At 72.6% G+C, this 10,915-nt stretch carries 11 protein-coding genes, 1 tRNA gene, 1 pseudogene and 1 riboswitch; of the genes and pseudogenes, 3 read left to right on the forward strand and 10 right to left on the reverse strand.

Going from position 1 to position 10,915, the window contains the following annotated elements:
• Positions 1-26: 26 nt before the first annotated feature.
• The 6 genes from QMZ92_RS18170 to QMZ92_RS18195 all read right to left on the reverse strand — a co-directional run bounded on the left by QMZ92_RS18170 (position 27) and on the right by QMZ92_RS18195 (position 4,397).
• Positions 27-102: transfer RNA gene (locus QMZ92_RS18170), tRNA-Leu, on the reverse strand.
• Positions 103-156: 54 nt separating this feature from the next.
• Positions 157-288, reverse strand: coding sequence for an HNH endonuclease (locus tag QMZ92_RS36410; RefSeq protein WP_502962085.1), 132 nt, complete (start codon positions 286-288; stop codon positions 157-159).
• A gap of 704 nt (positions 289-992) precedes the next feature.
• Positions 993-1,700, reverse strand: coding sequence for a DUF1707 SHOCT-like domain-containing protein (locus tag QMZ92_RS18180; protein WP_283298428.1), 708 nt, complete (start codon positions 1,698-1,700; stop codon positions 993-995).
• A gap of 26 nt (positions 1,701-1,726) precedes the next feature.
• A complete protein-coding gene (locus tag QMZ92_RS18185; protein ID WP_283298429.1) occupies positions 1,727-2,731 on the reverse strand; it encodes an ABC transporter ATP-binding protein in 1,005 nt (334 codons plus the stop codon).
• A gap of 3 nt (positions 2,732-2,734) precedes the next feature.
• The gene (locus QMZ92_RS18190; protein ID WP_502962086.1) at positions 2,735-3,604 is read right to left on the reverse strand and encodes an ABC transporter permease; all 870 of its coding nucleotides are present in this window, start codon (positions 3,602-3,604) and stop codon (positions 2,735-2,737) included.
• Positions 3,597-4,397, reverse strand: coding sequence for an ABC transporter permease (locus tag QMZ92_RS18195; protein WP_283298430.1), 801 nt, complete (start codon positions 4,395-4,397; stop codon positions 3,597-3,599). The genes QMZ92_RS18190 and QMZ92_RS18195 overlap by 8 nt, the downstream gene beginning before the upstream one ends.
• Before the next feature lie 231 nt (positions 4,398-4,628).
• Between QMZ92_RS18195 and QMZ92_RS18200 the strand changes: the two genes are divergently transcribed.
• Positions 4,629-7,160: a transglycosylase domain-containing protein gene (locus QMZ92_RS18200; RefSeq protein ID WP_283298431.1), complete on the forward strand. Its 2,532-nt coding sequence runs from the start codon at positions 4,629-4,631 to the stop codon at positions 7,158-7,160.
• Between the two features lie 55 nt (positions 7,161-7,215).
• Here the strand turns inward: QMZ92_RS18200 and QMZ92_RS18205 are convergent, their stop codons facing one another.
• The 3 genes from QMZ92_RS18205 to QMZ92_RS18215 form a co-directional block, all read right to left on the reverse strand.
• Positions 7,216-7,536, reverse strand: a complete 321-nt coding sequence (locus QMZ92_RS18205; RefSeq protein WP_283298432.1) for a DMT family transporter — start codon at positions 7,534-7,536, stop codon at positions 7,216-7,218.
• Between the two features lie 35 nt (positions 7,537-7,571).
• Positions 7,572-7,642: riboswitch (guanidine-III (ykkC-III) riboswitch) on the reverse strand.
• Between the two features lie 137 nt (positions 7,643-7,779).
• The gene (locus QMZ92_RS18210; RefSeq protein ID WP_138055003.1) at positions 7,780-8,127 is read right to left on the reverse strand and encodes a GroES family chaperonin; all 348 of its coding nucleotides are present in this window, start codon (positions 8,125-8,127) and stop codon (positions 7,780-7,782) included.
• 55 nt (positions 8,128-8,182) lie between these two features.
• Positions 8,183-8,503: a DUF3618 domain-containing protein gene (locus QMZ92_RS18215; RefSeq protein ID WP_283298433.1), complete on the reverse strand. Its 321-nt coding sequence runs from the start codon at positions 8,501-8,503 to the stop codon at positions 8,183-8,185.
• A 126-nt stretch (positions 8,504-8,629) separates the two neighbouring features.
• On the opposite strand from QMZ92_RS18215, the gene bcp reads away from it, so the two are divergent.
• Positions 8,630-9,097 carry a thioredoxin-dependent thiol peroxidase gene (bcp, locus tag QMZ92_RS18220; protein ID WP_138055005.1) on the forward strand — a complete coding sequence of 156 codons (468 nt, stop codon included), beginning with the start codon at positions 8,630-8,632 and terminating at the stop codon, positions 9,095-9,097.
• A gap of 173 nt (positions 9,098-9,270) precedes the next feature.
• On the opposite strand, the gene QMZ92_RS18225 is transcribed toward bcp, so the two are convergent.
• Positions 9,271-10,575, reverse strand: coding sequence for an SGNH/GDSL hydrolase family protein (locus tag QMZ92_RS18225; protein WP_283298434.1), 1,305 nt, complete (start codon positions 10,573-10,575; stop codon positions 9,271-9,273).
• 117 nt (positions 10,576-10,692) lie between these two features.
• On the opposite strand from QMZ92_RS18225, the pseudogene QMZ92_RS18230 reads away from it, so the two are divergent.
• A pseudogene (locus QMZ92_RS18230) lies at positions 10,693-10,915 on the forward strand (DUF445 domain-containing protein); the annotation flags it as partial.

A 10,915-nucleotide genomic window follows, 5' to 3' on the forward strand; every position in this document is an offset into this window, starting at 1 on the left:
CGGGAAGCGAGCCGAGCCCTCGGCCATGGTGCGCCCGGTCGGATTCGAACCGACAAACACGACCACCTAAAGATCGCCGCTCAGCCCTTGGCGTACGGGCGCCTGTTCCGCGCCCACTGTACTGGGCGCGGTCGGCGTACGGTGCGGAGAGGGTTCTCAGTCGCCGCGCCGGCGGCCGCCCCGGCACCATGTGGCCGTGGTCGCGTGGCAGTTGGGGCACAGCAGGCGCAGGTTCCCGGCGCGATCGTCCAGCCGGTCGACGTTGATGTGGTCGACCTCGAGAGTCATGGGCTGCCCGAGCCGTTTTGGCCCGGTGCCGCAGTCGGCGCACGCTTCGGGCAGGCCGATCTCCCGGAGCGCGCGCCGCAGGTGCGCCGCTCTGGTGCGCCGCCCCGCAGGCGGCGACCGGCCGTCCGCCGGGAATCCGCTCGGGGCTGTTCCACGAGGAGCCCACGGCGCGCCACCCGGCCCCGGCCTCCGACCGCCCGCGACGGCGTCACGAAATGCGAGGTGTCGATGCCGCAGGCTCGTATGCGCCGGCCGATGCGCGTGTGGTGCCCGCCGACCACGTCCAGGTCGAGCCGGCGCAGGACCTCGGTCACACCGGTCGACGCGGCGACCACGGGTTCGAGGACGTCCTTCGTCCACCGTGCTCCCTCGCGCTCGAAGTGCGAGGTGTCCACGCCCATCCGCTTCATCCGCTCGTGGACGTACCGCCGCGAAGCCGCCCCCGCCCCCGGTTTCCCCAGCGCCTCCGACAGTGTCCGCGACGTACTCGCCGCCTCCGACAGGCGTTCTCGTGTGTACGGGCTCACCGGCATGTGTTGCGTCCCCCTCCGCATCGGCCGCGTGTTCGCGTCCCCGCACGGAGTGACGAACCGGTCGTCGGATGGTCACGCGGGACCCGTCCCCCGAAGGCCGGCGCCGGCCCCCGCTCGGAGGGCCGTTCCCCCGCCCGAAGGGTCGGCGCCCGCCCTCGGAGGCGGGCACGGCTACTCCAGCTCGCCGGGCGCACCGCCGTCCTCGCGCTTGTCCAGGCGTTCCCGCCGGCGGGCCTCCTTCAGGCGCTGCTTGTCGGCCTTGCGGAGCTTGCGTTCGACGCCGACGCCCCCCATGAGGGCGAAGCCGGTGACGGTCACACGGGGTGAGCCGGGGGCGATGTCGTCCGGGTCGCCGCCGGAGCCGGCCTCGCCGAAGCCGCCCATGAAGCCGAAGCCCCTGACGTCGACGTGCATGTCCGGGGGCACGGTGACCTGGATGCCGCCCATGAGCGTGAAGCAGCGGATGACGACGTCCCGGTCCTCGAAGTCGGCGTCGCGCAGGTCGATCTCGCCGCCACCCTGCAGGACGACGGCGGTGAACCTGCGGGCGATGGTCCAGGTGCCCTTGCGGCCGAAGCCGCTCCAGAACGCGAACGCGCCCCTGGAGGTGGGAGGGTGGCCGGTGCGCCGGGCGTAGTCCACGGTGCCGGTCGAGGGGGCCGGCGGGGCGGAGAGCGGTGCCGGGGCTCCGCCCGGGGCCGGGAGGTCCCGTACGAGGGGTTCCAGATCCCCGTGCGTACGCGCCTTGTAGGCGGCGTCGAGCCGTTCCTCGAATTCGTCCATGTCGAGGCGGCCCTCGGCGACGGCGTCCCGCAGCCGTTCGGCGATCCGCTCCCGCTCGGTGTCGGAGGCCCGCATGTCCGGAAGGTCGCTCGTCATGCGTTCAGCCTAGTCAATCGGGGCGCTCACGGCGCCGTCCAACGCTCCGCGTACATCTTCGCGATCACCGACTCGATGTCGGGCTCCCGCACCGACAGGTCGACCAGTGGATAGTCGGCGGCGAGGGCCGCGACGATCGGTGCCGCCGATGCCGAGGCGGGGAAGGCGAGCCACTGGCGCGGACCCTCGACCCGTACCGGCCGCGCGCCCGCGACCTCGATGGGCGGGAGCCGGCGTTCGAGGTCCACGACGAGGGTGCGTTCGCCCGGCGCGACCGCGTGGAGTCCGGCGAGGGTGCCGTCGTAGACGAGCCGCCCGTGGTCGATGACCATGACGCGCTTGCACAGTTGCTCGATGTCGGTGAGGTCGTGGGTGGTGAGGAGGACGGTCGTCGCTCGTTCGGCGTTGAGGTCGCGCAGGAACTCGCGCACCTTGGCCTTGGAGACGACGTCGAGGCCGATGGTGGGTTCGTCGAGGTAGAGCACCTCGGGGTCGTGCAGCAGGGCCGCGGCGATGTCGCCGCGCATGCGCTGTCCGAGGGAGAGCTGCCGTACGGGTACGTCCAGCAGGGCGCCGAGGTCCAGCAGTTCGACGCAGCGCTCCAGGTTCTGCCGGTAGCGGGCGTCCGGAATCCGGTACATGCGGTGCACCAGGCGATACGAGTCGATGAGCGGCAGGTCCCACCAGAGTGTCGTGCGCTGCCCGAAGACCACGCCGATGCGCCGGGCGAGCCGGGTGCGTTCGCGTGACGGGTCGATCCCGGCGACGCGCAGTCGTCCGCCGCTGGGGGTCAGAACGCCCGTCAGCATCTTGATGGTGGTGGACTTCCCGGCGCCGTTGGGGCCGATGTAGCCGACCATCTCGCCGCGCGGCACGGTGAAGCTGATGCCGTCGACGGCGCGCACCCGCGTCTTCTCGCGGCGCAGCAGGCCCGATCGGCGGCGTACGTCGAAGGCCTTCTCCACGCCTTCCAGTTGGATCAGGTCGCCGGTCCGGACGGGGTCCGGGGTGCGGGTGGCTTCCTCGGTCACGGTTCAGCTCCCGGTGCTGCGGTAGGTACGGAGACCCGCCCGCCACGCGGCTCCGGCGAGCGCGCAGCACACGGCGGCGACGATCGGTGGGGTGAAGGCGAGCCAGCGGGGCAGGTCGAGCGGATAGGGCTGCCCGAGTAGGTAGAGCGCGGGCAGCCAGTTGACGAAGGCGAGCGGTACGACGAAGGTGACGCCCCGCACGAGGTCCTTCGCGAAGACGGTGGGCGGGTACTGGAGCAGGGTGTTGCCGCCGTAGGTGACGGAGTTCTGCACTTCGGCGGCGTCCTGGGCGACGAACTGGAAGGCCGCGCCGGTGATGAACACGGCGGCGAAGATCGCCGCCCCGCTGAGCAGCATCATCGGCACCACGGCGGCCTTGAGCGGGGTCCAGGCGATGTCGAGGGCGAGGAGTGCGTAGCCGAGGACCAGCAGGCCCTGGGTGATGCGGCCGAGGCGGCGGAGGGCGAAGCGGTCGGCGGCGACCTGGGCGAGTACGGGGGCGGGCCGTACGAGGAGGGTGTCGAGCGTGCCGTCGCGCACGCGTCGTCCGAGCCGGTCCATGGAGCCCATCGCGAGGTCGGCGAGGCCGAAGGCGGTTCCGGCCGATCCGTAGAGGAGGGCGATCTCCGGCAGGCCGTAGCCGGCGAGGGTGTCGACGTGCGCGAACATCAGCAGGATGACGACGAAGTCGAAGGAGGTGGCGGCGAGGTTGGCGAGGGCGGTCATGGCGAAGGACGCGCGGTAGGTCATGGTGGAGCGCATCCACATGGCGGCGATGAGTCCGTAGGTGCGCAGTCCGGACCGCAGGGTGCGCAGGTGTGCGGCGGGTCGCGGGCGTCCGGCCGTCCGCGGGAGCCGTGGTGGTTCAGCCACCCTGGACCACCACCCTTCTCGTGGCGGCCGACTGGAGGAGCCGGCCCGCGGCCAGGAGGGCGGCCGCCCAGCCCAGCTGGAAGGCGTAGGCGTGGACGAGCCCCCAGCCCGTGCGTTTGCCGAGGAGGACGTCGGCGGGGATCTGGAGCAGTGAGGACCAGGGAAGGAGCCGGGCGAGTTCACCGAGGGCGCCGGGGAAGAGGGTGAGCGGTAGCAGCATGCCGGAGAAGAACAGGCCGGCCAGCCAGGTGACCTGGAGGACGCCGGCGCCGTCCATCAGCCAGAACGCCGACAGGGCCGCGAGGTAGCGGAGGGCGAAGCTGACGACGACGCCGAGGAGCACGGCGGTGAGGAAGGCCAGCCAGGGCAGCGGGGACGCGGGCAGCGCGAGGTCGAAGGCGAGGGCGCCGAGCAGCAGGGGGACGACGCCGCGGCCGAGGAGGTGGAAGGCCGCGCGGCCCAGGTCTCCGGCGAGCCACCACAGTTGGAGGTCGGCGGGGCGGTAGAGGTCGATGGCGATGTCGCCGGTGCGGATGCGTTCGATGAGTTCGTCCTCGAAGCCGCCGCCCATCATGGCGCAGGTCATCAGGAGGGACTGGCCCAGCCACACGAAGGTGACGGCCTGGGAGAGGTCGTAGCCGCCGAGCTGCGGGCGTTCGTCCCAGAGGGCGATATAGGTGTACGCCATGATGAAGCCGAAGACGGTGTTGGTGAAGACACCCGCCGCCGTTGCCACCCGGTATGTCGCATAGCGCCGGAAGCCACCTGCCGCTACGACTGCGTAGAGCCGCACCAGACAGCCTCCTTCGGTGGGAATCGTCGCAAGGGCTCCGCGTCCGGCACGGACGCGCCAAAGCGCATGACCCTAGCCCAGCGGAAGCGGCCGCCGCGACCGTATTCCGGGCGGGGGTCCTGGGGGCGAGGGGGTGGGAAGTGCAGTATGGGCACACAGCGAATCGCCCGAAATGTCAGCTTCCGGCCGGAGGTGTTCCTCCGGGCAGGGGCCCGAGGAGTCTCCACGGACATGAGTCACGAGCCACAGCAGCGCCGGAACCCGAGGGATCCGACCGCCGTCGGCCGCCTGGTGCCCGGCCCGCCGCGCGAGAAGGGTGGGGAGGAACGGGACGGGGGGCCCGGTCGGGAGGGCCCGGACGTGCGCGCGGACCGGGAGGGCCGGCAGGACCGCGCGGAGCCGCCGGACGTCGGCGCCCGTCCGGGCCGCGACCGGACCCGCCCGCGGCGCACCGGTCTGCGGCGTGCCGTCCCCACCTGGCGGACGGTCCTCGGCGCCTCCCTGCTGTTCGCGCTCCTGCTCATCGGCGGTTTCGTCACCGGCTATCTGCTGGTCGGTATCCCGCCGGCCAACTCCGCGGCCACGGCCCAGTCGAACGTGTACCTCTACAAGGACGGCACGCAGGTCGCCCGCGACGGCGAGGTCAACCGGCAGAGCGTCCGGCTCTCCCAGATTCCCCTCTCCGTCCAGCGCGCGGTGCTCGCCGCCGAGGACCGCGACTTCTACTCCGAACGGGCCGTCGACCCCCAGGCGATGGTCCGTGCCGCGTGGAACACCGTCACCGGCAAGGGGAAGCAGTCCGGCTCCACCATCACCCAGCAGTACGTCAAGAACTACTACCTGGGCCAGGAGCAGACGGTCACCCGCAAGGTGAAGGAGTTCTTCATCGCGATCAAGCTCGACCGGGAGGAGAGCAAGGCCGACATCCTGGAGGGCTATCTCAACACCAGCTACTTCGGCCGCAATGCGTACGGCATCCAGGCCGCCGCCCACGCCTACTACGGCAAGGACATCGGCGCGGTCGACACCGCCGAGGGTGCCTACCTCGCCTCACTGCTCAACGCGCCCAGCGCGTACGACGTGGCCGCCCATCCCGAGAACCGGCCCCGGGCGCTGGCCCGCTGGAACTACACGCTCGACGGCATGGTGACGGAGAAATGGCTGCCCCTCTCCGACCGGGCCACCATGATCTTCCCGATGCCGCAGACGGCGGGTCCCGCCACGGGGCTCTCCGGACAGCGCGGCTACGTCGTCCAGGCCGTCGAGGACTGGATCACCGGCAACGGGATCGTCGACGAGAAGACCCTGGCGCGCGGCGGCTACCGCATCACCACCACGCTGGAGCGGAAGAAGCAGGACGCCTTCGTCGCCGCCGTCGACCGGCACGTGATGTCCCGGCGCGATCCCGGCCGTGCCGCCGACCGCAACGTCCGCGTGGGCGGGGCGTCGATCGACCCCGCCAGCGGCAAGGTCGTCGCCATGTACGGCGGCATCGACTACACCAAGCAGTACGTCAACAACGCCACCCGCCGCGACTACCAGGTCGGTTCGACGTTCAAGCCGTTCGTGCTCGCCGCGGCCGTCGAGAACGGCTCCGTGACCCAGGACGGCCGGCGGATCACCCCCGACACGCTCTACGACGGCACGGACCGGCGCCAGGTGCAGGGCCGCCACGGTCCGACCGGCTACGCGCCGGAGAACGAGGACAACGTCTCCTACGGCCCGCTGAGCCTGCGGATGGCCACGGACCACTCGGTCAACTCGGTGTACGCGCAGCTCGCCCAGGACGTCGGACCGCGCAGGGTGCGGGAGACCGCCATCGCCCTCGGCGTCCCGGAGAGCACCCCGGACCTGACCGCGACGCCGTCCATCGCGCTCGGTGTGGCCACCGCGAGCGTCCTGGACATGGCCGAGGCGTACGCGACGCTCGCCAACCACGGCCGCCACGGCACGTACACGCTGGTCGAGCGCATCACCAAGGGCGGTGTGGAACTGGACCTGCCGACCGCGCCGGCCAGACAGGCCATCAGCCGCGAGGCGGCGGACACCACCACGTCCGTGCTGATGGGCGTGGTGCGGCAGGGGTCGGGCACGGCGGCGCTGTCCTCCGGACGGCCCGCGGCGGGCAAGACGGGCACGGCGGAGGGCGACAGGGCCGCCTGGTTCGCCGGCTACACCCCCGATCTGGCGACAGTCGTCGCCGTCATGGGCCAGGATCCGGACACCGGTGCCCAGAAGTCGCTCTACGGGGCGCTGGGTCTGCCGCGGATCAACGGCGGCGGGGCGCCCGCGGCGATCTGGGGCGAGTTCACGGCGGCCGCGCTGGCCGGCCGCGAGGCGGAGGACTTCGACCTGACGGTCGCCGAGGGTGCGGAGGAGGAGTTCTACCCGTTCGACGAGCCGGACCTGCCCGGTGACGACACCTTCGGGCCGGTCGGGGACGAGGACCGCACCGACGACCGCCGGTCCGCCACCGGCACGCCGCCACCGGCGGACTGGCCGGAGACCGGCGGTGCCGCGGAAGGCGGTATCCCGCGCGACGGCGGCACTCCGCCGGCGGGAGGAACCCCGGGCGGCCGCCCGCCCACGGCGGGCCGGGGCACCGGCGGTTCGGCGACCGGCGGGCCGGACGGCGGCACTGAGCAGGGCGATGGGGTGCAAGGCGGGGCCACCCGGGGTTCCACCGGCGGCGGAGGCGACGGCAGCGGTCCGCAGGGGACGGGCGGCACGGACGGCTGGGGTGTGGTCCCCGACCGGCTGTGACCCGCTTCGCCGAGGGCCGGTCGGCTGGTGGTGGGACGCTCCGCCCTGGGCGGGATCAATGGCCCGAGGTCGCCTTCAGGCCGACCACGGCGACGAGGAGCAGGACGACGAAGAAGATCCGGGCGGCGGTCGCCGGCTCACCGAGGACGGCCATCCCCACGATCGCGGCACCGGCCGCCCCGATGCCGACCCAGACGCCGTACGCGGTTCCGACGGGCAGCGTCCTGGTGGCGTGGGACAGCAGCAGCATGCTGGCGACGATCCCGGCGGCGGTGAACACGCTCGGCCAGAGCCGGGTGAAACCCTCGGTGAACTTCATGCCGATCGACCAGCCGACCTCGAGCAGACCGGCGAGAAGGAGCAGGACCCAGGCCATTGACGGGCACCTCCGAGACGCGGACTTCGTTGCGGGGTGCGTCGTCTTTGCCTGCCCGGTACGGCGCGTCTCGTCGGGTCGGCCCCACCGTAGCAGAGGGCATGAGGAAGGCCTGATGACGGTGTCACCAGGCCTTTCCCTGCCGTGGGGGGAGCCGCCGCGGCAGGGGCCGCGAGGTTCGTCCGGGCGTGCGACGGACGGCGCGCACCGGCACCGTGGCCGGGCGGCTCCCCGGGCGGACCGCTACAGGTACAGCCCGGTCGAGTCCTCGGCGCCCTCGAAGCGGTCCGCGGCGACGGCGTGCAGATCGCGCTCGCGCATCAGTACGTACGCCACGCCGCGCACCTCGACCTCCGCGCGGTCCTCCGGGTCGTACAGCACGCGGTCGCCGGACTCGACCGTACGGACGTTCTGCCCGACGGCGACCACCTCCGCCCAGGCCAGACGCCGACCGACCGCCGCGGTCGCCGGGATCAGGATGCCGCCGCCGGACCGCCGCTCGCCCTCGGGGGCGTCCGACCGGACCAGCACCCGGTCGTGCAGCATCTTGATGGGCAGCTTGTCGTGCTTGTCGAGGGTGTTGTCGCTCACGACACCGAACCTACCTGCCGAACGCCGGTCGGGCCGCTTCCGGGGTGGATCGGGGTCACGCCTTCCGCTTCCTGGCGGCCAGGGCCAGCAGACCGACCACGCCCACGACGGCCAGCGCCACCGGCACCGCGCGCTCCAGCCTGGGCGCGCCGTCCGGGTGCACGAACCGGTTCCTCACATCGATCACCACACGATTCGCGGCCACGAACGCCCGCCCCGCGGTCTGGTCCACGGCCGAGGCGACCTTGGCCTTGGCGTCCCCGATGATCGTCTTGGGGTGCATCCGCACCCCGATCTCGTCGAGCGTCTCGGCGAGCTGCTCGCGCCGGCGGACGATGTCCGCCTCGATCTGCGCAGGGGTCCTGGCGTCCGACACCGCGCCGCCTCCGTCGTCGTTTCGGTAATCCTTCCTCGACAGTCTGTCAGCTCGACGCCGACCGCACCCAACGGCACCCCTATTACGCTCGGTGCCGTACGTCCACATCCCTGAGGAGAACCGAGAATGAGCGAGCGACTCCAGCCCGGCGACACCGCCCCGGACTTCACCCTGCCCGATGCGGACGGCAACGAGGTCTCGCTCGCCGACCACAAGGGCCGCAAGGTCATCGTGTACTTCTACCCGGCGGCCCTGACCCCGGGCTGCACCAAGCAGGCCTGCGACTTCACCGACAACCTGGACCTGCTGGCGGGCGCCGGCTACGACGTGATCGGAGTGTCCCCGGACAAGCCCGAGAAGCTCGCGAAGTTCCGCGAGAAGGAGGAGCTCAAGGTCACGCTCGTCGGCGACCCGTCGAAGGCGGTCCTGGAGGCGTACGGCGCGTTCGGCGAGAAGAAGCTCTACGGCAAGACGGTGACGGGAGTCATCCGGTCGACGGTCGTCGTGGACGAGGACGGCAAGGTCGAGCGGGCGCTGTACAACGTGAAGGCCACCGGCCACGTGGCGAAGATCATCAAGGACCTGGGCCTCTGAGCCACGCCGCCGGCCGGAGTCCCCTCACACGCCGGGCCCCGACCGGCGGCTCCCCGGACGGGGCTCGGCGGACCTTGACCCGGCCCCGTCCCGTGGCGTCTCCGTCTCGTGGCGTCCCCGCCTCGGGACGGACCGGTGCGGCGCGGTTCCTACCGCGGCGCCCCGCTCCCGTGTCAGAGGCGGGCCGCCGCCCGTTCGCCCATCAGCACGGAGAGATCCACACTGCGCGCCATCCGCGCGTACCCCGCGTCGTTGGGGTGCAGATGGTCCCCGGAGTCGTACGCCGGATGCAGCCGCTCCGGGGCGTACGGATCCCTCAGCGCGCGGTCGAAGTCGACGACGGCGTCGAAGACGGTGCCCGCGCGGACGGCCTCGTTGATCTCCTGCCGGGCGGCCTCCAGCGCCGGGCTGAAGCGGGGGTGCCCCTCGAACGGCATGAGCGTCGCCCCGGCCACCCGCAGTCCGCGTGCCCGCGCCCGGTCCGCGAGGTTCCGCAGCCCGGCCGTGACCCCTGCCGGGTCCGCCGTGCCGGCCGGCCGGAGGAGGTCGTTGACGCCCAGGGCGATCACGACGACCCGGGCGCCCGGCCGGTCGAGCACATCACGGTCGAGACGGGACAGCCCGCTCGGGCCGATGCCGTCCCGGAGGAGCCGGTTGCCGCTGATGCCCTGGTTGACGACGCCGTACCCCCATCGACCCGAACGCAGCCGGTCGGCCAGGTGGTCGGTCCAGCGGCGGTCGGTGTCGGGCGTGGAGCCCGCTCCGTCGGTGAGCGAGTCGCCGAGGGCGACCACCGTGCCGCGCGCGGCCGGATTGCGGACGTCGACGGCCGTCAGGTAGTGCCAGGAGGAGGTGCGCAGGGTGTAGTGCGCCGCGCCGGCGTCGCGGGTGCGGTCGCCCTCGGCCAGGTACGACGTCTGGTGCGCCCGCGCGTGCAGGGTGACCGTGCCCCCGCCGGGCGCCGGGACGAAGAGGGTGACGAGGAGATGCCCGTCCTCGGGGACGGCGAGGAGGGCCGGGTCGCCGACGACGTGCCCGCCCGGGGGCACCGTGACGGACCGGTGTCCGTCGAAGAGCACCGGCCGCAGGCTGCCCGGGACGGCGGCCGCGCCCCCGGCGGCGACGGCGACGGAGGCGCGGCCTATGTGCAGGGGCTCGGTCCCGTAGAGGTTCGACAGGGTGATCCTGGCCTCGCTGCCGCCCAGGCTGGTGTGGACGACGTTCCGTACGGAATGCCCGCCGGCGGGGGCGGCTCCGGCCTTTCCCGGTGCGGCGGACCAGGTCCCGGTCCAGCCACCCGTGCCCACGGCCTGCGCCGTCGTGTTGCCGGGCCGACCGCCGGTCTTGGTGCCGGGAGCGGCCTGCCGCCGGTCGTCCGGGCCGACGAGGGAGAAGGTGGTGATGATCGCGCCGGAGATCAGCAGGGTCAGGGCGACGAGTGCGGCGAACAGGCCGTACCCGGCCCGCTGGTTTTTCATGAGCACATCATCCGATATGGCCGTGGGAACTCGACGTGCGCCCCGGGAGTACCACAGGTAGGGAGAAGTCGTACGGCCGTTGGGTAGGAGCGTCGCGTACGGGGACGGGTGGAGTCGATGAAGCGAACTGAACGACCTGGGCGCGAGGATCCGGCCGCCGGCCGCCGGGACTCCGCTCCGGGCGCGCCGGACGGGTACGGTCCGGCCGCCCGCACCCCCGCGCCGCTGCCGGCGGGCGGGGGCCCGGACGCGGGCGCGGACGGTGCCGCGCCCGATCGAGGCCGCTCCGGGGACGGCGTCGCCGGACGTGAGGGGGCGCTGGGCCGAGCGGGTGACGAGG

This window comes from Streptomyces sp. HNM0645, assembly GCF_030056615.1.
Classification (GTDB): domain Bacteria; phylum Actinomycetota; class Actinomycetes; order Streptomycetales; family Streptomycetaceae; genus Streptomyces; species Streptomyces marianii.